The sequence below is a fragment of the Pseudomonas sp. HMSC063H08 genome, from assembly GCF_001813645.1.
GTDB classification, from domain to species: Bacteria; Pseudomonadota; Gammaproteobacteria; order Pseudomonadales; family Pseudomonadaceae; genus Pseudomonas; species Pseudomonas aeruginosa.
The window spans coordinates 1-20,713 of record NZ_KV813469.1 but is presented as its reverse complement, the minus strand read 5'-3'; the positions used below and the strand labels follow the sequence as shown (position 1 = coordinate 20,713).

The window sequence follows — 20,713 nt, the reverse complement described above, 5'->3', positions numbered from 1 at the left end:
CAGGGCCGGGTTCAGCCGCGGCGGCGGAACAGCGGCAGCGGCTGCTCCACCGAGGTCTGGTAGACCTCGCTGAAGTCGTCCAGGCTGGCCAGGGCGTCTTCCGGGCTGCGGTCGGCACGGATGGCGTAGGCGTCGAAGCCGCAGCGGCGCATGAAGAACAGCTGGTCGCGCAGCACGTCGCCGATCGCGCGGATCTCGCCCTTGTAGCCGTAGCGCTCGCGCAGCAGGCGCGCGCTGCTGAAGCCGCGGCCATCGGTAAAGGCGGGGAAGTTCACCGCGATCACCTGGAACCTGTCGAGGTCGCCGGCGATGCTTTCCGGCTCCTCGTCCGCGTCCAGCCAGACCCCCAGGCCGCCGTCGCGGCCGCGCAGGGCCGGGCCGTGCTCGAGCCACAGGGCCAGCGGGATGATCACGTCGTCGCTGTTGGGCACGCTTTCCAGGGTCGCGTCCTTGGGCAGCAAGTGCCAGCGGTCGTCGACCACCTGGCGGTCCTTAATGATTCGCTGCATATACGCGCTCCTTGAACGGGTCGATACCGATACGGCGGAAGGTGTCGATGAAGGGTTCTTCCTCGGTCCGGCGTTCCACGTAGACCTGGATGATCTTGTCGATCACGTCGGCCATCTGCTCCTGGGCGAAGGACGGGCCGAGGATCTGCCCGAGGCTGGCGTCGCGCGCCGAGCTGCCGCCGAGGGAGACCTGGTAGAACTCCGCGCCTTTCTTGTCGACCCCGAGGATGCCGATGTGGCCGACATGGTGATGACCGCAGGCGTTCATGCAGCCGGAGATGTTCAGGTCGATGTCGCCGATGTCGAACAGGTAGTCGAGGTTGTCGAAGCGGCGCTGGATGGCCTCGGCGATCGGGATCGACTTGGCGTTGGCCAGGGAGCAGAAGTCGCCGCCGGGGCAGCAGATGATGTCGGTCAGCAGGCCGACGTTGGGGGTGGCGAAGCCCAGTTCGCGCAGTTCGCCCCAGAGGGCGAAGAGTTCGCCCTGCTCGACGTCGGCGAGAATGATGTTCTGGTTATGGCTGTTGCGCACCTCGCCGAAGCTGTAGCGGTCGGCGAGATCGGCGATGGCCTCCAGCTGTTTGTCGGTGACGTCTCCCGGCGCGGTGCCGGTGGGCTTCAGCGAGAGCGTCACGGCGACGTAGCCGGGCTTCTTGTGGGCGAAGGTGTTGCGTGCGCGCCAGCGGGCGAAGCCGGGGTGCTCCGCGTCGAGCCGGGCGAGGGATTCATCGAGGTCGTCGAGGGCCTTGTAGGCCGGATCGACGAAATGCGCGGCGACGCGCTGGACTTCCGCCTCGGTGAGGGTGCTCGGTCCGTCCTTGAGGTTGGCCCATTCGGCCTCGACGCGCTCGGCGAAGACTTCCGGGGTCAGCGCCTTGACCAGGATCTTGATCCGCGCCTTGTACTTGTTGTCGCGCCGGCCATAGCGGTTGTAGACGCGCAGGATGGCATCCAGGTAGCCGAGCAGGTGCTGCCAGGGCAGGAATTCGTTGATGAAGCTGCCGACGATGGGGGTTCGGCCCAGGCCGCCGCCGACCGAGACGCGGAAGCCGAGCTGGCCGGCCTCGTTCTTCACCGCCTCCAGGCCGATGTCGTGCACCTCGATGGCGGCACGGTCGCTCACCGCGCCGTTCACCGCGATCTTGAACTTGCGCGGCAGGTGGGCGAACTCGGGGTGGAAGGTCGACCATTGGCGGATGATCTCGCACCAGGGGCGCGGGTCCACCAGTTCGTCGCGGGCGACGCCGGCGAACTGGTCGGTGGTGGTGTTGCGGATGCAGTTGCCGCTGGTCTGGATCGCGTGCATCTGTACGGTGGCCAGTTCGGCGAGGATTTCCGGCACGTCTTCCAGCTCCGGCCAGTTGAACTGCACGTTCTGCCGGGTGCTGATGTGGGCGTAGCCCTTGTCGTAGTCGCGGGCGATCTGCGCCAGCTTGCGCAGTTGGCGCGAGGAGAGCAGGCCATAGGGAACGGCGATGCGCAGCATCGGGGCATAGCGCTGGATGTAGAGACCGTTCTGCAGGCGCAGCGGGCGGAACTCCTCACCGGTCAATTCACCCGCCAGGTAACGGCGGGTCTGGTCGCGGAACTGCTTGACGCGGTCCTCGACGATCCGTTGGTCGTACTCGTCGTATACGTACATGAATATTCCTGCTGTCAGGCTATGCGGCTTACTGCGTTAACCAGCGCGCACGGCTACGCGCTCCACGCGGAGTGGGCGCACGATACCAGTTCATATTTATGCGTAAAAGTGATGTTTGAGTATATGGTAAGAACCAAAAAGACTAAGTCGCCAGGTAAGCATAACCGCTTCGCAACGGCGCCTTTCTTGAGCGATGGGCGGCGCTGGTCTTAACTGGAGGGTGCCTTTCGATGTCTTCGTCCCGATACCCACAAGAAACAGGGGGAGTCATGAGCGAGCCGAGCAAAACCCAGGAAAACCGCGACAGCGTGGTCGACGCCCGCGCGGCCTTCGTCCTGATCCTGCTGGTGGTGGCTACCGCGGTGTTCTGGGTCAGCCACCAGTGAAAGCCCGCCTCGGCGGCGCAGAGGTCACAGGCCGCTGAGGCTCAGCACCAGTTTCACGATCCCGGCCAGCAACAGCACGAACACCAGGGTGAAGAGCAGGCCCAGCATGATGAAGTGCACGGGCTTGCCGTGGCTGAAGTCGCGGGCGCGGTTTCGCCCGCTCTGTACGCCGAAGGCGGCAGCCATCACGCTGTGCAGCATCTGCCAGAAGGTCGGCGGCTTCTGGTTCGGTTCTTCCGTCTCGATACCCATCGGTGGTCCTCCCTTTTCCATACCTGCCCTGAGAGTCTAGACCCTTGGCGGGAGGAGGGTGGCTTCAGGCCTGGCGGGCGGGGATGCGCCGTTCCGCCGTGCCCTGCGTGGCCCTGGCGCGCAGTTGCCCGCAGCCGCCGTCGATGTCCTGGCCGGCCGAGTTGCGCACCTTGGTCAGCACGCCGCGGCTGTGCAGGTAGCGCACCAGCTCGACGATCCGCTCCCCGCTCGGGCGCCGGTAGGCGTCGCCGTCCATGCTGTTGTAGGGGATCAGGTTCATCACCGCGAAGCGGCCCTTGAGCAGGCGCAGGATGCCGTCCATTTCCTCCAGGCTGTCGTTGATCCCTTCGAGCAGGGTCCATTGGTACTGGATCGGATAGTCGACCCGGCGGGCGTAGGCCTCGCCGGCTTCCACCAGTTCTTCCGGGCTCAGCGGCGGCGCCTTGGGCAACAGTTGCCGGCGCAGTTCGGCGCGGGTGCTGTGCAGGGACAGGGCGAGGGCGGGCTTCACCCGTTGCCGGGGCAGGCGCTCGAACACGCGGGGATCGCCGACGGTGGAGAACACCAGGTTCTTGTGGCCGATGCCGCCATCGGTGCCGAGCAGGTCGATGGCTTCGAGGACGTTGTCGAGGTTGTGCGCCGGCTCGCCCATGCCCATGAACACCACTTTCTTCACCGCTCGCCGACGCCGCGCCAGGACCACCTGGGCGACCATCTCCAGGCTGCCGACCTGGCGCAGCAGGCCGCTGCGGCCGGTCATGCAGAACACGCAGCCGACCGCGCAGCCGACCTGGGTCGAGACGCACAGCCCACCGCGCGGCAGCAGCACGCTTTCCACCATCTGCCGGTCGGCCAGTTCTACCAGCAGGCGCGACGAGCCGTCGCTCGCCGGATGCTCGCTGTGCAGGCGGGCGATGCCTTCCAGTTCCGCGGCTACCTGGGGCAGACCATGGCGTACGCCCAGCGGCAGGAAGTCCTCGGCCCGCTGGCGGGCGGTGCAGGCATCGAGGGCGCGGCCCTGCAGCCAGGCGCGGACGATCCTCCCGCGATGCAGGGGCTTGGCGCCGAGATCGGCGAGGCGCTGGTGGAGGTCTTGGCTACGCATGGGGCGCGCATCCTACCATTGCCCGTCATGAGGCGGTATGGCCGGCGCCGACGTGCTATCGTTGCGCTCCGCTCCACCGCAGCAACGGAACCGTTCCATGAAATTCGTCCACCAGCGCGAACACCTCAACGAAGACGACATCGTGGTCATCGAGTGCTCGCAGCAATGCAATATCCGCCTGATGAACGACGCCAATTTCCGCAGTTTCAAGAATGGCGGGCGGCATAGCTACCATGGCGGCGCCTTCGACCGCTTCCCGGCGAAGATCAAGGTGCCCAGCACCGGGTTCTGGAACATCACCATCGATACCGTGACCCGGCGCCCGATCAGCGTGACGCGCAAGCCGAACTTCAAGTGGTCGATCAAGTTCGTGCGCCGTTCCGGTTCGCAGTTCACCTGAGGGCGCGCGTCCCATGAGTGCGAAAATGGACGAGCAGGCGCTTCTGGCGTTGCTCCGCGAGCTGGCCATCGACAGCCAGCGGGTCGAGCATCCGGCGATCGCCTCCATCGAGGAATATTACGCGCAGGGCATCGAATTGCCCGACCAGGGCATCAAGAACCTGTTCCTGCGCAACCGCAAGGGTACTCGCCACTACCTGGTGCTGCTCGACGAGCGCAAGGAGGCCGACCTGCCGGGCATCGCCGAACAGATCGGCGAAAGCCGCCTGTCGTTCGCCTCGGTCGAGCGCCTGCGCGAATACCTCGGCGTCGAACTGGGCTGCGTGACGCCTTTCGCGCTGGTCAACGATCCGCAGCACAGGGTCGAGGTGTTGCTCGACGATGCCATTCGCCAGGACCAGTTGCTCGGTTTCCACCCGTTGGTGAATACCGCCACCGAGTGCATCCGCTACGCAGACCTGCTGGCCTTTCTCGCCCACACGGGGCATGAACCGCGCCTGATCCGGGTGTAGGTCGCAGCTTCGCGCCTGCTGGCGCCAGGCCAGGTCATGCCGGCGCCGGTTTCACTCGAAGAAGTTGTGCCAGCAGTCGCTCAACGGGCCGACCTCGAAGGTCTTGCACCAGGGTTGGGCTTCCAGCCACAGGCGGGCGCTTTCCCGGTCCGCTTCGTCCAGGCTGCCGACCCGCGCCAGGCACAGGTAGCCGCTGATCTCCGCCTGTTCCGGCGAGCCTCCGCCGCCGAACACCCAGCCCTGGGCCTCGACGAAGTCGATCAGATGGTCCAGCGCATCGTCGTGGGAGAGGGCGCTGCGGTCGTAGGTCAGTTCGAAGCTGAAGCCGAACTCCTGGAACTCGCCCAGGCGCAGTTTCTTGCGCAGGCGGCGCTTGCGCGGCTTTTCCATCTGCTCGGGAGTGAGGAATTTCATCGTCGCCTTCCTGGTCAGTCATCGTAGCCAAGGTTCGGCGCCAGCCAGCGCTCGCTGACGCTGGCTTCCTGGCCCTTGCGCTGGCTGTAGCGTTCCACCTGGTCCTTGTCGATCTTGCCGACCGCGAAGTACTGCGCCTGCGGGTGGGCGAAATACCAACCGCTGACCGCCGCGGCGGGGAACATCGCGTAGTGCTCGGTCAGGCTGACGCCGGACAGGCCCTGCGGATCGAGCAGTTCGAACAGGGTGCCTTTCTCGGTATGGTCGGGGCAGGCCGGGTAGCCCGGTGCCGGGCGGATGCCGACGTATTGCTCCTTGATCAAGGCCTCGTTGTCGAGGTGCTCGTCGCGGGCGTAGCCCCAGTACTCCTTGCGCACCCGCTCGTGCAGCCACTCGGCGCAGGCTTCGGCGAGGCGGTCGGCGAGCGCCTTGACCATGATGCTGTTGTAGTCGTCGCCCTTGGCTTCGTACGCCTTGGCCACTTCCTCGGCGCCGATCCCGGCGGTGGTGATGAAGCCGCCGATGTAGTCGCGCACGCCGCTTTCCTTCGGCGCGACGAAATCGGCCAGCGACAGGTTCGGCTTGCCGTCCGGCTTGATCGTCTGCTGCCGCAGGTGGTGCAGGGTGGCGAGGGTCTCGCCATCGGCGCCGTAGACCTCCAGGTCGTCGTGCTCGACCTGGTTGGCCGGCCAGAAGCCGAACACCGCGCGGGCCTTGATCAGCTTCTCGTCGATCAGCTTCTTCAGCATCGCCTGGGCGTCGTTGAACAACGAGGTGGCGGCCTCGCCGACCACCTCGTCGGTGAGGATGCGCGGGTACTTGCCGGCCAGGTCCCAGGAAATGAAGAACGGCGTCCAGTCGATGTACTCGGCGAGCACCGCGAGGTCGATCTCGTCGAGCACCCTGACGCCCGTGAAGGAAGGCGTCGGCGCCTGGTAGCCGGCCCAGTCGAACGCCGGCTTGTTGGCGATCGCCTGTTCGTAGCTCAGCCGCTCGGTGCGGGCGCTGCGGTTGGCCGTGCGTTCGCGGACCACCGCGTAGTCGGCGCGGGTGCGGGCCACGTAGTCGGCCTTCAGCTCCTTGGACAGCAGGCTGGTGGCCACGCCTACCGCGCGCGAGGCGTCGGTGACGTAGACCACCGCGTCGTTGCTGTACTGCGGATCGATCTTCACCGCGGTATGCGCCTTCGAGGTGGTGGCGCCGCCGATCATCAGCGGCAACTGGAAATTCTGCCGCTGCATTTCCTTGGCGACGTGGACCATCTCGTCCAGCGACGGCGTGATCAGGCCGGACAGGCCGATGATGTCGCATTTCTCGGCGATGGCGGTCTGCAGGATCTTCTCCGCCGGCACCATCACGCCGAGGTCGACCACGTCATAGCCGTTGCAGCCGAGCACCACGCCGACGATGTTCTTGCCGATGTCGTGCACGTCGCCCTTCACCGTGGCCATCAGGATCTTGCCCTTGGCTTCCGGCTTGTCGCCTTTCTCCGCCTCGATGAAGGGAATCAGGTGGGCTACCGCCTGCTTCATCACTCGCGCGGACTTGACCACCTGCGGGAGGAACATCTTGCCGGCGCCGAACAGGTCGCCGACCACGTTCATCCCGGACATCAGCGGACCTTCGATGACCTCGATGGGGCGCGCGCACTGCTGGCGGCATTCCTCGGTGTCCTCGACGATCCAGGTGGTGATGCCCTTGACCAGCGCATGCTCGAGGCGCTTCTCGACGCTGTAGCTGCGCCATTCCTCGTCCTCGGCCTCCTTGACCGCGCCGCCGCCCTTGTAGTCGTCGGCGATCGCCAGCAGGGCCTCGGTGGCCTCGGGCGTGCGGTTGAGCACCACGTCCTCGACCCGGTCGCGCAGCGCTTTCGGAATCTCGTCGTAGATTTCCAGCTGGCCGGCGTTGACGATGCCCATGGTCAGGCCGTTGCGGATCGCGTAGTAGAGGAACACCGAGTGGATCGCCTCGCGTACCGGGTTGTTGCCGCGGAACGAGAAGGACACGTTGGACACCCCGCCCGAGCTGAGGGCGTAGGGGAGGTTGTCGCGGATGTAGGCGCAGGCGTTGATGAAATCGACCGCGTAGTTGTTGTGTTCCTCGATGCCGGTGGCGATGGCGAAGATGTTCGCATCGAAGATGATGTCTTCCGGTGGGAAGCCGACTTCGTCGACCAGGATGTCGTAGGAGCGCTTGCAGATTTCTTCCTTGCGCGCCTGGGTGTCGGCCTGGCCGTCCTCGTCGAAGGCCATCACCACCACCGCGGCGCCGTAGCGCTTGCACAGGCGGGCATGGTGCTTGAAGGCCTCGACGCCTTCCTTCATCGAGATCGAGTTGACGATGCCCTTGCCCTGGATGCACTTCAGGCCGGCCTCGATCACTTCCCACTTGGAGGAGTCGATCATGATCGGCACGCGCGAGATGTCGGGCTCGGAGGCGATCAGGTTGAGGAAGGTGACCATGGCCGCCTTCGAGTCCAGCATGCCTTCGTCCATGTTGATGTCGATCACCTGGGCGCCGGCTTCCACCTGCTGCTGGGCGACCTCGAGGGCTTCCGCGTAGTTTTCCTCGCGGATCAGCCGGGCGAACTTGGCCGAGCCGGTGATGTTGGTGCGCTCGCCGACGTTGACGAACAGCGAGCTGCGGTCGATGGTGAACGGCTCCAGGCCGGACAGGCGGCAGGCCCGGGGAATCTCCGGGATGGCCCGCGGCGGGTACTTGGCCACCGCCTTGGCGATCGCCTCGATGTGCGCCGGGGTGGTGCCGCAGCAGCCGCCGACGATATTGAGGAAGCCGGCGGCGGCGAATTCCTCGACCACCACGGCCATTTCCGCCGGCGATTCGTCGTATTCGCCGAAGGCGTTCGGCAGGCCGGCGTTGGGGTGGGCCGAGACATGGGTGTCGGCCTTGGTCGACAGTTCCTCGATGTACGGCCGCAATTCCTTGGCGCCGAGGGCGCAGTTCAGGCCTACCGAGATCGGCCGGGCATGCCGCACCGAGTTCCAGAAGGCCTCGGTGGTCTGGCCCGACAGGGTGCGGCCGGAGGCGTCGGTGATGGTCCCGGAGATCATGATCGGCAGCTCCACGCCGAGTTCCTCGAACACGCCCTGGACGGCGAAGATCGCCGCCTTGGCGTTGAGGGTGTCGAAGATGGTCTCGATCAGGATCAGGTCGGCGCCGCCTTCGATCAGGCCGCGGGTCGCCTCGACGTAGTTCTCCACCAGTTCGTCGAAGGTGACGTTGCGGTAGCCGGGGTTGTTCACGTCCGGGGAAATCGAGCAGGTGCGGCTGGTCGGGCCGAGCACGCCGGCGACGAAGCGCGGCTTGTCCGGGGTCTCGGCGGTCTTCGCGTCCGCCACCTGGCGAGCCAGGCGCGCCCCTTCGACGTTGAGTTCGTAGGCCAGCGACTGCATGCCGTAGTCGGCCTGGGACACCTGGGTGGCGTTGAAGGTATTGGTCTCGAGGATGTCGGCGCCGGCGTCGAGGTAGGCCTTCTCGATGGCCTGGATCACGTCCGGGCGGCTCAGCAGCAAGAGGTCGTTGTTGCCTTTCACGTCGCTCGGCCAGTCGGCGAAGCGCTCGCCGCGGTAGTCGGCCTCTTCCAGCTTGTAGCTCTGGATCATGGTGCCCATGCCGCCATCGAGGATCAGGATACGTTCCCTGAGGGCGTGCTGGAGGGCTTGCAGGCGGGCGCTGCGATCGGTGAGCGGGCTGGACATGGATGGACCTGGCGTCAGTGGGCGGAAAGGTGAAAAGCATAACAAAGGCAGGGGCTTTCCGACCGGGGGTGGCTGGACCATGAATTTCATTCAAGTTGAAAGATGTTCATCCGCGGGCCGGAAAAGCCGCAGGCGCCGTTTTGTCGCAGCATACGGGCGGAATGCGGAGGTCGGAGTGCGCAGGCGGGTGGCGAAGGGGCGGGCGAGTGGAGTCGGGATGCTCGTGGGGAATCGTGCTGCGAATGAGTCTGGCTCATTCGCAGCACGGCCTGAATCAACTGGCCCTGGGCAGGCTGCAACTGGCCAGGGAGTAGACGTAGTAGTTGAGGCGGTCGCGGTCGGTGCGATTCCATACCTGGCCGACCGACTTCAGGCCCTGGCTCTGGCCGACCGCGCCGGCGATGCTGCCGCACCAGCACATCGGGTACTTCTGCCGATACAGCGGACCGCTGATGACCACCGCGACGTGCCCGTAGGTGCGGCCCTTCAGGCCGGCGATCACCAGGAAGCCCTGGGCCGCCTTCTGCGCGGCCTCGGCGCCGGAGGCGAGCTTGGTCCAGCTCTGCTCCAGGCCGTCGACCATGGCGTTGGCGTTGCCGCGGGGCATCGGTACGCCCAGCTCGGCGGCCACCGACTGGACGAAGCCGGAACAGTTGTCCTTGTTCGGGGTGCCGGCCAGGTAGCTCTTGTCCCAGCTGTTCTTGCAGGCGTTGACGATGCATTGATCGAGACTGTCCATGTATCACCTATGCGTGTCGATAAGGGGCGCTCCGGCCCGGATCATTTCTTTGCGGTCTGGCAGAACGGCGCGAGCGAACGCTTCACGATCTTCGCGCAGCTGTCGACGGATTCGCCCGAGCATTTCTCACCCAGGCGCAGCCCGTCCTTGTCCACCGCCCAGCGCTGGCCGGAGATGTCCTCGCGGTGCACCACCTTGCAGGTGGCGCTGTCGTAGGACACCAGCTCGGCGCTGGAGCCGCTGAATTCATGCATCAGCACGCGTCGGCCGTCCTGGCTCAGGAACACGCCGCCGCGCGACCAGATGCCGCCGTCCTCTATGCGGCAATCGTTGCCGCTGTCGCGGTCGGCCAGGTAGACCGGCGGTTCGGGAAAGGCATCGGGGTTGTCGTCGTTGGGATCCTCGTTGCTGAACATCACGCGGACGTGTTCGTCCTCGCCGCCGAACATGTTCGGCGAGCCGAACTGGGGCACGATTTCCAGCTGGGTGAAAGTACAGTCCGCCGCCTGGGCCGAAAGGCTCAGGAAGAGAGCGGCGAAGCTGCCGGCGAGCAGTTTCATGGGGCGGGTTCTCCGTTGGGCCGCCAGGGCGGCGAAAGGATGGACCAGGCCGCGCCGGGCGCGAACGGAAGCGCCGCCTGGCGACAGCAGGCGGAAAGCGGCGAAGAGGGGACGTGGGGCGCACGCGAACGGGCGCGGATGGGGCGCGGCGAGTCGAAACATATCCCTGTTTCCTCGAAGTCATCGTCCTTGATCGCCAGGGCGGGCCTGGGAGCCCGGCTAGCATACGTGGCGGCCGAAGCCGGTGGAATGCTGGCGAAATGGCGGCTCAGGCCCGGGGCGAGTTCGCCCGCCGTTGTGAAAGTGCGGCGCAGAGAGGCGGGTTTGCTAGAATCGCCCGTCGCCGAGTGAGGAGTGGTTCATGTTGCCAAGACCGTTGGTTGGGTTGGCCTTCGTTTTGTCGTCTTTTATCCAGTCTGTTTCCGCTGCTGAAATTTCCTATAGCCGTGACGTCCAGCCGATCTTTACCGCCAAGTGCGTCGCCTGCCACGCCTGCTACGATTCGCCCTGCCAGCTCAACCTGAGCAGCGCCGAGGGCGCGCAGCGCGGCGCCAACCAACTGCCGGTCTACGACGGCACGCGGACCAAGGCGCAGGAAACCACCCGCCTGTACCTCGATGCGCACGGTGCCGACGCCTGGCGGCGCAAGGACTTCTGGTCGGTGCTCGAACCGCAGGACGGCCAGGCCGCACTGATGGCGCGGATGCTCGAGCTTGGCCACAGCCAGCCGTTGCAGCCGAATGCGAAGATCCCCGAAGGCCTGGACATTTCGATCAACCGCGCCAACCAGTGCCCGACGCCGGCCAGCATCGATGCGTTCATCCGCAAGAACCCAGGTTCCGGCATGCCTTTCGCGGTGGCCGGGCTGAGCGACGACGAATACGCCACTTTGCAGAAGTGGCTGGCCGCGGGCGCCCCGGTCGACCAGCAGCCGTTGCGGCCGACCGCCGCCGAGGCGCGCCAGGTGGCCAGCTGGGAGCGTTTCCTCAACCAGCCTGGGGCCAAGCAGAGCCTGGTCTCGCGCTGGCTCTACGAGCACCTGTTCCTGGCGCACCTGTATTTCCCGGAACAGGGCGCGCCCGCCCACTTCTTCCAGCTGGTGCGTTCACGCACGCCCAGCGGCCAGCCGATCGACCCGATCCCGACCCGGCGTCCCAACGACGATCCGGGCAACAGCTTCTATTACCGCCTCTGGCCGATCCAGGGCGTGATCGTCCACAAGACGCACATCACCTATCCGCTGACGGCGAAGAAGCTGGAACGCGTCCAGGAGCTGTTCTTCGGCACCCAGTGGAACACCGACAAGGTTCCCGGCTACGGCGTGCAGAGCCGCGCCAACCCGTTCGTCACCTTCGCCGCGATCCCGCCACGGGCGCGCTACCAGTTCATGCTGGACAACGCCGAGTACTTCACCCGTACCTTCATCCGCGGGCCGGTGTGCCGTGGACAGATCGCCACCGACGTGATCCGCGACAACTTCTGGGTGGTATTCCAGGACCCCGAGCAGGACCTGTTCGTCACCGACGCCAACTTCCGCGCGCAGAGCGAGCCGCTGCTGGCCTTGCCGGGGCAGATCGACGAGCTGAAGAACCTGCTCGGCCTGTGGAGCGCCTACCGGGACAAGCGCAACGAGTACGAAGACCTGCGCCAGGACGTCTACGCCGACGCGCCGCCGCCGACCTGGAACACGATCTGGCACGGCAACGACAACGCCCTGCTGAGCATCTTCCGCCAGTTCGACAGCGCCTCGGTGCGCAAGGGCCTGCTTGGCGAGGTACCGCAGACCCTGTGGCTGATGGACTACCCGCTGTTCGAGCGAACCTACTACGGGCTGGTGGTGAACTTCGATGTCTTCGGCAACGTCTCGCACCAGGCGCAGACGCGTCTGTACTTCGACCTGATCCGCAACGGCGCCGAGCAGAACTTCCTCCGCCTGATGCCGGTCGACGCGCGCCAGCCGTTGCTTGACGACTGGTACCAGAACAGCGGCAAGCTGAAGATGTGGATGGACTACCAGGCCTTCGACGATGACACGCCGAGCGCGCTGGGATTGCCGGAGAAGCAGCCGAAGAAGGCCTTCGCCGAAGAACTGCTGCGTCGCTACGGCGACCTCAATGCGCGCCCCGACCCGATCAACCGCTGCCTGGACGGCAACTGCTATCGACCGGGCATCGACCGCGAACTGCAGGACGCCGAGCAGGCCTTCAGTCGCCTGGTCAGCCGGCCGGCGGCCGGCCTCAAGGTCATCGAGCGCTTCCCCGAGGCGACCATGCTGCGGATACGTACGTCCAGCGGCAAGCGCGAGGTCTATACCGTGCTGCGCAACCGCGCGCACAGCAATGTCGCCTTCATGCTCGGCGAGTCGCTGCGCTACCAGCCGGGCCTGGACACCCTGACGATCTACCCCGGCGTGCTGTCCAGCTATCCGAACTTCATGTTCGATCTGCCGGCGACGGATGCCGAGGCCTTCGTCGGCGCCCTGGAGGCGGCGAAGAGTAGCGAGGACTTCGACAAGGTGGTCGAACGCTGGGGCGTGCGCCGCAGCAATCCGCGGTTCTGGAGCTACTTCCACGATCTGGAGGCGTACATCCGCGAAACCGAGCCGGTCGAGGCGGGCGCGCTGGACATGAATCGCTACGAGAACCTCTGAGTGTCGCGACCCGCTCCGCAAGGGGTGGGTCGGTTATCGCGAATTATTCCTACTAATTTACTAGGGCTTTATCCGCAAGTACCGATTGGCGTAAACTGTCGGCATATTTGCGAGGAGTTGCCATGAGCGCCATCACCATTACCGAAGCTGCCCAAGCGTATCTGGCCGAGTTGCTGGAGAAGCAGAGCACCCCGGGTATCGGCATTCGTATCTTCATCACCCAGCCGGGTACCCAGTACGCGGAAACCTGCATCGCCTACTGTAAGCCGGGCGAGGAAAAGGTCGAGGACACCGCCATCGCCCTGAAGGACTTCACTGCCTGGATCGATGCGGTCAGCGAGCCCTTCCTCGAAGACGCGGTGGTGGACTACGCCACCGACCGCATGGGCGGCCAGCTGACCATCAAGGCGCCGAACGCCAAGGTGCCGATGGTCAATGAGGACAGCCCGATCACCGAACGCATCAACTACTACCTGCAGACCGAGATCAATCCCGGCCTGGCCAGCCACGGCGGACAGGTGAGCCTGGTCGACGTGGTCGAGGACAACATCGCCGTGTTGCGTTTCGGCGGTGGTTGCCAGGGCTGCGGGATGGTCGACATGACCCTCAAGGATGGCGTCGAGAAGACCCTGATCGAGCGTATTCCCGAACTGAAGGGCGTGCGCGACGTGACCGACCACAGCAACAAGGAGAACGCCTACTACTGAGGCGTTTCCGTAAAGCAGAAGAGGCGACCGCAAGGTCGCCTTTTTCGTTGCCGGCGTTTCAGCGCGACAGCGTCCGCGTTCGCCGTACCGGCCAGAGCAGTGCCAGCGCCACCAGCAGCGCCGGCCAGACCAGCAGGTTCACCGCGTTCCAGCCAAGGCTGGTGATCAGGGCGCCGGAGCCGAACGACATCAGCGCCGCCACCAGGCTGTTGCCTTGCTCCATCAATCCTTGCGCGGCGCCGCGCTCGCTTTCGGCGTGGCCCTCGCCGAGCAGGGTGGTGCCGGCGATGAGCATCAGGTTCCAGCCGCTGCCCAGGGCCAGCGAACTGAGCAGAAAATGCATGACCGACTGTCCACCCAGGGCGATGCCGGCACTTGCGGCGAGCAGGAACGCGCCGAGCAGGGCGACGCGACGGTTGCCGATGCGGTCGACCAGCGCTCCGGCGAAGAACGCCGGAAGGAACATTCCCAGCACGTGCCACTGGATGACCCGACTCGACTGTTCCAGCGGCAGGCCGCAGAAGCTCATGGCCAGCGGCGTGGCGTTCATGATCAGGATCATCAACCCGTGTCCCGTCGCGGTGCAGGCGATGGCCGCGCGGACCACCGGCCGCCGCAACAGGCCGCCTATGTCGCGCCAGGCGAGCCGTGCCGGGCGTGGCGCCTGGCCTTCGCGGAGCAGGGCCATCAGCAGCAGGCCGGCGAGGGCCAGCACGGCGATCAGCAGATAGGCGCCGACGAAGGGCTGGGCCAGCGCGTTGCGCGACCACAGCGCCAGGCTCGGCGCCAGCAGCGCGGCGAGTACTCCGCCGGCGAGCACGTAGGCGCTGGCGCGACCTTTCCGCCCGGCATCCACCGCCTCCAGCGCGGCGAACCGGTAGTACATGGCCGAGGCCTGGTAGACCCCGATGCCCAGCGCGCCGAGACAGAACCAGAGGAAATCGCCAGTCCAGACACCGGCGGCGCAGACCAGGCCGCCGAGCACGCCGCCGCCGGCGCCGAGCATCAGCCCGGGACGTCGGCCGTGGCGCTGCATGAAGTGCGACAACGGCTGCACCGCCAGCAGGTTGCCCAGCACCAGCAGGGCCAGGGGCAGGGTGGCCAGGCTGTTCAACGGCGCCAGCTGGACGCCGACCAGCGCGGTCAGGGTTATGCCGATCAGCGAACAGGACCAGTACAGGGCCTGGCCGCAGAACAGCAGGAGCAGGGTCGGGTTGCGTAGCAGCATGGCGTCACTCCGGACAACCGCCGGGCCTGACGACGCGCCGGCTGGAGGCGGGCTGACGGACCAGCGCATCCCGCGGACGCCTTGGCCGGGCCAGCAGTTCGCCGCCGCAGTTCGGGCATTGGCCGCCCAGGCGGGTCGTCGCGCAATCGCGGCAGAAGGTGCACTCGAAGGTGCAGATCAGCGCGTCGCCGCTGTCGCCGGGCAGGTCGCGGTCGCAGCACTCGCAGTTGGGGCGCAGTTCCAGCATGGGAAGGTCCTCGGTGGGAGCGTCAGGCCAGCATGCCGAAGCGTTCGGCGTATTCCTGGGGGCTGACCGAAAGATGCTTGTGGAACGTCCGCCGGAGGTTTTCCGGATGGCCGAAGCCGCACAGCCGGGACACCGTGGCGATCGATGCCTGGGCGTCCTGCAGCAGGGCGCGCGCGGCCTCCAGGCGAACCCGCTCGACGTAGCGACCGGGCGCCACGCCCAGTTCCTGGAGAAATACCCGGGACAGCGTACGCGGGCTCATGCAGGCCCGGTCGGCGAGGGCTTCCAGGGACAGGTCGCCGGCGAGGTTGGCGGGAATCCACTCCAGCAGCGCGGCCAGGCGCGGGGTGCGGCTCGGTTCCGGGGTCAGCCAGGCGCTGAACTGGGCCTGGCCGCCAGGACGCTTGAGGAACATCACCAGGCGTCGCGCGACGCTGAGCGCCAGGCTGCGGCCGAGGTCGGCCTCGACCAGCGCCAGGGCCAGGTCGATTCCCGCCGTGACGCCGGCCGAGGTGAAGATGTGGGCGTCGCCGTCGCGGCACTGCGGGTCGTAGGTGTGCAGGCGGTCGCCTTGCACATGGACGCCGGGAAACCCCTGGCGCAGCGTCGCCACGTCGGCCCAGTGGGTGGTCGCTGGGTGCCCGTCGAGAACCCCGGCGGCGGCCAGGATCAGCGCTCCCGAACACACCGAGCCGAGCCGCCGTATGCGCGGTTCGGCGGCTTTCAGCCAGGCGAGCAGGTCGGCGTTGCGGGTCTGCGCCTCGACACCGAGGCCGCCGGGCACCAACAGGGTGTCCAGGCTTTCCGGCGGACAGTCGCGCCAGGCGAGGTCGGCGCAGATGCGGATGCCCGCGGAACTGGGCACCGCTTCGCTACGCTCGCCGAGCACCTGTATCCGGTAGAAAGGCGGCAGACCCTGGCGCTGGCGTTCGACGTTGGCCGAGGCGAATACCTGCAGCGGTCCGGTCACGTCCAGGCTCATCACGTCGGGATAGATCAGGCAGGCAATCAGGCGTGGTTCGGGCATGGCATGACCTCATGGCGATGGCGGCAGTCTGGCGTCCTTCGGACCTGGCCGCAATGCCAGTTGGCCCACGGATCTTGCCATTCGCTCGCCGGGGCGTCCCGCTGCGCCGATGGCTGGTATCGCCTCGGCACGCCGCATGCCCTATTGTCTGGTAACGGGTGATGGCTTTTTGACTCATCGCTGTAGAGGCGCCAGGGTATTGTCGTCCAGGCCTGTTCCAGCGTTCGGTCCGAGGTAGGGGAGTCAGCATGCTTGCACGCGACGGCCTGGTACAGGCTGGTCTGCCGGATAATCCGTATGCGCGCCAGTTGCGCAACGGTTTTCGTTGGTTGCGGTTCGAAAAGGAGCTGGAAAACGAGTTTCGCGAGTTTCTCAGCTGGAACTCGCTGATGCAGCGGCGTGCTGCCATCGGGGTGGCGTTCCTGATCTGGACGCTGTTCATCGTGGCCGACTGGTTGATGGTGGACATCCGCCTGCATCCCAACCTGTTCGAGCAACTGCTGGGCGTGCGCCTGGGAATGATCGGCCTGCTGCTGGTGGTCTGGCCGGCGGCCTTCCTGCCCAGCCTGCGCAAGGTCGGCGATGCCATCGCGCCCTACTGCCTGCTGCTGATCAACCTGGCGGTGCTGGCCTGCGACGTGCTGTTCGAGTGGCATGGGGTGCCGCGCTTCACCCAGTTGGGCGCGACCCTGGGCATCCTCGCGGTGTTCTTCCCGCTCGGCCTGGCGTTCTGGGCCTGCGTGCGCCTGGCGTTGCTGTGCCTGGCCCTGAACCTGGCGGTATTCCTGCTCTTCGGCGGCGAAGAGAACCTGCGTACCAACCTGCTGAATACGCTCTACAACGGCCTGGTGGTCCTGATCTGTTCGTTCGCCCTGTACCTGCAGGACTACGCCCAGCGCGAGCAGTTCCTCGGCCGGCGGCTGCTGGGCATGATGGCCGAACAGGACAGCCTCACCGGCCTGGTCAACCGGCGCTACTACGAGCTGCTCGCCCAGCGGGCCCTGGAGCAGGGCGCCCGCGAGGAAAAGGGGGTGGCGCTGATCCTGGTGGATGTCGACGACTTCAAGGCCTACAACGACCACTACGGGCATCCGGCCGGCGATGCCGCCCTGCGCCAGCTTGGCGTCGTGCTCCGGCAGGGCGCGCGGCGGCCGCTGGATATCGCCGCGCGCCTGGGCGGGGAGGAGTTCGCCGTGTTGCTCTACGACAGCGAGGAGGGCAACACCCTGGCCATCGCCGAGCGCCTGCGGCAGGCGGTGGAGGCGCTGGGCATCGAGCACCTGGGCTCCAGCGCCGGCCCCTGCCTGACCATCAGCCTGGGGGTGGCCTATTCGACCTCCGGCATGGGCCTGGACGCGCTCTATCGCGAGGCCGATCGTGCGCTCTACGAGGCCAAGGATGCAGGGCGCAACGCGGTGCGCGTGGCGTTCCGGCAGCACGACCGCCTCGAATAGAGGAAACGAAAAAGGCGCCCGTGGGCGCCTTTCGTCGTATGGAGCGGCTCAGCCTTGGCTGGGCATACTCCAGTCCTGCAGGTTGTAGCCGTTGTGGCTGAGTTCTTCGCGTGCCTGTTGCAGCAGGCCGGCAAGCTGCTCCGGATCGGAGTAGGCGGAGCTCGGAATGCGTGCACGGCCCAGCAGGCGGGTGCCGGTGCGATCGACTACGGACAGGCTCAGGCCGCCGTCACTGCCTAGCTCGGACCAGGCAACGCACTGGTATGGCTGGAAGGCGCGCCCGGTGATCAGCAAAGCCTCGTTGAAACGGAGCGTAGCGTTCATGGGAGTCGGTCTCTCTCGTTCATGTCTGTGTGGAACATGGGTGGCGCTTCCCGGCTCCACCGTGTTCGGTCACGCTAACTGATGCTTTCGAAAGCGAAAAAGTCACGGCGTGGCGCGTTTGTGCAACAGGTTGTCGCTTTTTCGAAGGGTTTAGGCGTGCCGAAGCGGTTAGGCGCGGTGTTTTGTCGCAGATTTCCAGGAGGGCGGCCAGGCCGCCTTGCGCTCGCCGCCCGCGCCTGCACAGCCTAGAATGGCGGCCCACCTGTGGCAGCGGACCGCTTCGCATGGATATCGACCTCGCCCGTACCTTCCTGGAGATCGCCCGCAGCGGTAGCTTCGTCGCTGCCGCGGAACGCCTGCACCTGACCCAGACGGCCGTCACCGCGCGCATCCAGAACCTCGAAGGGCAACTCGGCTGCCGGCTGTTCGTGCGCAACCGCGCGGGCGCGCGCCTGACCGCCGACGGCGAGCACTTCCTCGGCTACGCCAGCCAACTGGTGCAGACCTGGGATGCGGCGCGACGCGACCTGCCGCTGCCGGACGGCTTCCGCAACCTGCTCAACCTCGGTGGCGAGGTCAGCCTGTGCAATCCGTTGCTGCTGAACTGGATGCGGCGCCTGCGCGAGGCGATTCCCGGCCACGCCGTGCGGGTCGAGATCGGCCAGGGCGCCGACCTGCTCAAGCAACTGGAGCAGGGCGCGCTGGACGCCGCGCTGGTCTACCAGCCGGAATACTGGCCAGGGCTGCAGGTCGAGCAGTTGCTGGAGGAAAAGCTGGTGATGGTGCGTTCCGTGGTATCCGCGGAGCCTTATCTCTATGTCGACTGGGGCCCGGATTTCCGCAGCCAGCACGATGCCGCGCTGCCGGACCGGGCCAAGGCCGCGCTGGCCTGCAACCTCGGGCCGCTGGCCCTGCAGTACATCATGCAGAACGGCGGTAGCGGCTATTTCCGCACCCGGGTGGTGAGCAGCTACCTGGATGGCGGCACCCTGCAACGGGTCGAGCAGGCGCCGGAGTTCGCCTACCCGACCTACCTGGTGTACTCCCGCGAGCGCCTGTCGCCGACCCTGCGCCATGCGTTCCAGTTGTTGCGCGAAGTGGTCCGCGAGGACAGCGACTGGTCGCAGCGCTGGGACTACGTGATCTGATCGGCCTGGCCCAGGTGCTGCAGCCAGTTGCGGTAGAGCGCGGCGATCAGGTCGGTCTGGCTGACGATGCCGACCAGGTAGCCGGCTTCGTTGAGCACCGGCAGGCAGTGCAGGCCTTCGTCGGATAGCAGCGAGACCAGCTCGACGGCGTGGGTGTCGGCCTGTACGCAGACCACCGGGGTGGTCATGATCGTCTTCAGCTTGGTCCCGCGCAGGAAGCGCAGGCGCTTGAACGGGCTGCCGTCGGGGCGGAAGTGCTTGAGCAGGTCGCTCTGGGTGACGATGCCGGCCAGCCGCCGATGCTCGTCGAGCACCGGCAGGGCCTTCAGGCGGTGTTCCTGCAACTGCTTCCAGGCGTCGTCGATGAAGGTCTCGGTGCTGGCGGTCTGCACGTCGCGGGACATGATCCGTGCCGCGGTCAGCTCGCCCATGCGCCGGCGCAAGGCGTAGCGCTCGGTGTGGTGGATCAGTCGCTCGAGGTCGTCGCGGGTGATGTCGACGTATTCGCCGAAGTCCTGCAGCGCCTGGTCCAGGTCCCGGGCGGAGAAGTCCGTCCGCGCGCTCGGCGCCAGGTCGCGGGTGCCATGGAGATTGGCCCGCGGCGGCTGGTAGGGCCGCGGGTAGGGAGAGCGCATCAGGTTGTTGTAGAGCAGCGCGCAGCCGATCAGCACCAGGGTGGAGAGCAGGATCGGCCAGACCACGTCGATGCCGACTTCGCTCAGGGACGGGTTGAGGGCCACGCTCAGGGCCAGCGCGCAGCTCGGCGGATGCAGGCAGCGCAGGGCGAACATCAGCAGCATGCCGAGGGCCATGCCGACCAGGGCCGGGGCCAGTTCGTGCCCGAACCAGTAGGCGCTGAGGCCGCCGGCCAGGGCGGCGACCAGGTTGCCGCCGAGCATCGACCAAGGTTGCGCCAGGGGGCTGGAGGCGAGGGCGAACAGTAGTACGGCGGATGCGCCGAGCGGCGCTGCCAGGCGCAGCGCCAGTTCGCTGCCGAACAACGCCTGGCAGGCGAATACCGCGGCGAGCGCGCCGATGCAGGTACCGAGTCCGGCGCGCAGGCAGTCGCGCGGTCGAGCGTTCAGGGTCAGGGGGCGGAAGCCTTTCAGCCAGGTGCGTACGGCGGTGCTGGGGGAGTCGTTCATGGAACTCTTCGAAGCGAAAGAAAGGGGCCGTTGCCGGCCCCGTAAGGCACTTTCGTGCTGGAGGCATCCATCCCTGGATGATGGAGTCGGTTCAGGCGAGGAACGGCGGGCCGGCGGCCTCGCGGGATTCCTCGAGGGGGCGGACCACCTGCCGGCAGATCTTGCCGGTATCCCGGGCGACCCGGCGGGCGGCCTCGGGATCGTCGGCGAACGGCAGCAGGGCGGCCTGCTCGCGTTCCTCGCGGGTACTGCCGGCGAGGCTGAGCGCGAGGCCGAGCACCAGGGTGGGGAGGCACAGCAGGGACAACAGCATGTTCAGGCCCCCTGGCCGGCCGCCAGGACCGGCTGCCGCTGCTCCTGCGCGCTGCGCAGGGTCCGCCAGGTGTTGTAGGCCATCAGCAGCATGCCGCTGGCGAAGGTGGCGCCGCCGAGCAGGCGCACCACGTAGCCCGGATGGCTGGCCGCCAGCGCCTCGACGAACGAGTAGGTGAGCGTGCCGTCCTCGTTGATCGCCCGCCACATCAGGCCCTGGGTGATGCCGTTGAC

General features: G+C 66.6%; 20 protein-coding genes and 1 pseudogene. 6 read left to right on the top strand and 15 right to left on the bottom strand.

Annotated elements, in window-relative coordinates; genetic code table 11:
* Positions 1-11: 11 nt before the first annotated feature.
* The 4 genes from HMPREF2924_RS18005 to HMPREF2924_RS17985 all read right to left on the bottom strand — a co-directional run bounded on the left by HMPREF2924_RS18005 (position 12) and on the right by HMPREF2924_RS17985 (position 3,894).
* Complete coding sequence (locus HMPREF2924_RS18005) at positions 12-509, bottom strand: DUF934 domain-containing protein (RefSeq protein ID WP_003088003.1); 498 nt, start codon at positions 507-509, stop codon at positions 12-14.
* The gene (locus HMPREF2924_RS18000) at positions 493-2,151 is read right to left on the bottom strand and encodes a nitrite/sulfite reductase (protein ID WP_009876262.1); all 1,659 of its coding nucleotides are present in this window, start codon (positions 2,149-2,151) and stop codon (positions 493-495) included. The genes HMPREF2924_RS18005 and HMPREF2924_RS18000 overlap by 17 nt, the downstream gene beginning before the upstream one ends.
* A gap of 410 nt (positions 2,152-2,561) precedes the next feature.
* Positions 2,562-2,789, bottom strand: coding sequence for a DUF2970 domain-containing protein (locus HMPREF2924_RS17990; protein ID WP_003088007.1), 228 nt, complete (start codon positions 2,787-2,789; stop codon positions 2,562-2,564).
* A 64-nt stretch (positions 2,790-2,853) separates the two neighbouring features.
* A complete protein-coding gene (locus tag HMPREF2924_RS17985; protein WP_003132762.1) occupies positions 2,854-3,894 on the bottom strand; it encodes an RNA methyltransferase in 1,041 nt (346 codons plus the stop codon).
* 37 nt (positions 3,895-3,931) lie between these two features.
* Here HMPREF2924_RS17985 and HMPREF2924_RS17980 point away from each other — a divergent pair, with 37 nt between their 5' ends.
* The gene (locus HMPREF2924_RS17980) at positions 3,932-4,294 is read left to right on the top strand and encodes a DUF1883 domain-containing protein (RefSeq protein WP_003122824.1); all 363 of its coding nucleotides are present in this window, start codon (positions 3,932-3,934) and stop codon (positions 4,292-4,294) included.
* A 13-nt stretch (positions 4,295-4,307) separates the two neighbouring features.
* On the top strand, positions 4,308-4,805 hold the full coding sequence (locus HMPREF2924_RS17975; RefSeq protein ID WP_003122823.1) for a prolyl-tRNA synthetase associated domain-containing protein: 498 nt from the start codon (positions 4,308-4,310) through the stop codon (positions 4,803-4,805).
* 51 nt (positions 4,806-4,856) lie between these two features.
* Here the strand turns inward: HMPREF2924_RS17975 and HMPREF2924_RS17970 are convergent, their stop codons facing one another.
* The 4 genes from HMPREF2924_RS17970 to tsi1 form a co-directional block, all read right to left on the bottom strand.
* On the bottom strand, positions 4,857-5,219 hold the full coding sequence (locus HMPREF2924_RS17970; protein WP_003108731.1) for a YggL 50S ribosome-binding family protein: 363 nt from the start codon (positions 5,217-5,219) through the stop codon (positions 4,857-4,859).
* Positions 5,220-5,233: 14 nt separating this feature from the next.
* On the bottom strand, positions 5,234-8,938 hold the full coding sequence (gene metH, locus HMPREF2924_RS17965; RefSeq protein ID WP_003113602.1) for a methionine synthase: 3,705 nt from the start codon (positions 8,936-8,938) through the stop codon (positions 5,234-5,236).
* Positions 8,939-9,212: 274 nt separating this feature from the next.
* A complete protein-coding gene (gene tse1, locus HMPREF2924_RS17960; protein ID WP_003088027.1) occupies positions 9,213-9,677 on the bottom strand; it encodes a type VI secretion system effector peptidoglycanhydrolase Tse1 in 465 nt (154 codons plus the stop codon).
* 41 nt (positions 9,678-9,718) lie between these two features.
* On the bottom strand, positions 9,719-10,237 hold the full coding sequence (gene tsi1, locus HMPREF2924_RS17955; protein WP_003132761.1) for a type IV secretion system immunity protein Tsi1: 519 nt from the start codon (positions 10,235-10,237) through the stop codon (positions 9,719-9,721).
* A gap of 361 nt (positions 10,238-10,598) precedes the next feature.
* Here tsi1 and HMPREF2924_RS17950 point away from each other — a divergent pair, with 361 nt between their 5' ends.
* Both HMPREF2924_RS17950 and nfuA read left to right on the top strand, forming a co-directional pair.
* The gene (locus HMPREF2924_RS17950; protein ID WP_003132756.1) at positions 10,599-12,887 is read left to right on the top strand and encodes a fatty acid cis/trans isomerase; all 2,289 of its coding nucleotides are present in this window, start codon (positions 10,599-10,601) and stop codon (positions 12,885-12,887) included.
* 122 nt (positions 12,888-13,009) lie between these two features.
* On the top strand, positions 13,010-13,594 hold the full coding sequence (gene nfuA / locus HMPREF2924_RS17945; protein WP_003088034.1) for a Fe-S biogenesis protein NfuA: 585 nt from the start codon (positions 13,010-13,012) through the stop codon (positions 13,592-13,594).
* Positions 13,595-13,652: 58 nt separating this feature from the next.
* Here the strand turns inward: nfuA and HMPREF2924_RS17940 are convergent, their stop codons facing one another.
* The 3 genes from HMPREF2924_RS17940 to HMPREF2924_RS17930 are packed head-to-tail and all read right to left on the bottom strand — an operon-like array spanning position 13,653 to position 16,096.
* On the bottom strand, positions 13,653-14,822 hold the full coding sequence (locus HMPREF2924_RS17940; RefSeq protein WP_003132754.1) for an MFS transporter: 1,170 nt from the start codon (positions 14,820-14,822) through the stop codon (positions 13,653-13,655).
* A gap of 4 nt (positions 14,823-14,826) precedes the next feature.
* On the bottom strand, positions 14,827-15,069 hold the full coding sequence (locus HMPREF2924_RS17935) for a DUF1272 domain-containing protein (RefSeq protein ID WP_003088038.1): 243 nt from the start codon (positions 15,067-15,069) through the stop codon (positions 14,827-14,829).
* Positions 15,070-15,091: 22 nt separating this feature from the next.
* Positions 15,092-16,096 (bottom strand): GlxA family transcriptional regulator, encoded by a 1,005-nt coding sequence (locus HMPREF2924_RS17930; protein WP_003088040.1) that lies wholly within the window; start codon positions 16,094-16,096, stop codon positions 15,092-15,094.
* A 248-nt stretch (positions 16,097-16,344) separates the two neighbouring features.
* Here HMPREF2924_RS17930 and HMPREF2924_RS17925 point away from each other — a divergent pair, with 248 nt between their 5' ends.
* Positions 16,345-17,550: a GGDEF domain-containing protein gene (locus HMPREF2924_RS17925; RefSeq protein ID WP_003132751.1), complete on the top strand. Its 1,206-nt coding sequence runs from the start codon at positions 16,345-16,347 to the stop codon at positions 17,548-17,550.
* A 48-nt stretch (positions 17,551-17,598) separates the two neighbouring features.
* Here HMPREF2924_RS17925 and HMPREF2924_RS17920 read toward each other — a convergent pair whose 3' ends face one another.
* Positions 17,599-17,874, bottom strand: coding sequence for a hypothetical protein (locus HMPREF2924_RS17920; protein WP_003098204.1), 276 nt, complete (start codon positions 17,872-17,874; stop codon positions 17,599-17,601).
* A gap of 284 nt (positions 17,875-18,158) precedes the next feature.
* Here HMPREF2924_RS17920 and HMPREF2924_RS17915 point away from each other — a divergent pair, with 284 nt between their 5' ends.
* A complete protein-coding gene (locus HMPREF2924_RS17915; protein WP_003108721.1) occupies positions 18,159-19,022 on the top strand; it encodes a LysR family transcriptional regulator in 864 nt (287 codons plus the stop codon).
* Here HMPREF2924_RS17915 and HMPREF2924_RS17910 read toward each other — a convergent pair.
* From HMPREF2924_RS17910 to HMPREF2924_RS17900, 3 genes and pseudogenes are all read right to left on the bottom strand, one after another.
* Positions 19,010-20,167 (bottom strand): CBS domain-containing protein, encoded by a 1,158-nt coding sequence (locus HMPREF2924_RS17910; protein ID WP_003132748.1) that lies wholly within the window; start codon positions 20,165-20,167, stop codon positions 19,010-19,012. The two genes, HMPREF2924_RS17915 and HMPREF2924_RS17910, sit on opposite strands and share 13 nt — an antisense overlap.
* A gap of 91 nt (positions 20,168-20,258) precedes the next feature.
* Positions 20,259-20,480 (bottom strand): hypothetical protein, encoded by a 222-nt coding sequence (locus HMPREF2924_RS17905; RefSeq protein ID WP_003132747.1) that lies wholly within the window; start codon positions 20,478-20,480, stop codon positions 20,259-20,261.
* Between the two features lie 2 nt (positions 20,481-20,482).
* A pseudogene (locus tag HMPREF2924_RS17900) lies at positions 20,483-20,713 on the bottom strand (cytochrome C oxidase Cbb3); the annotation flags it as partial.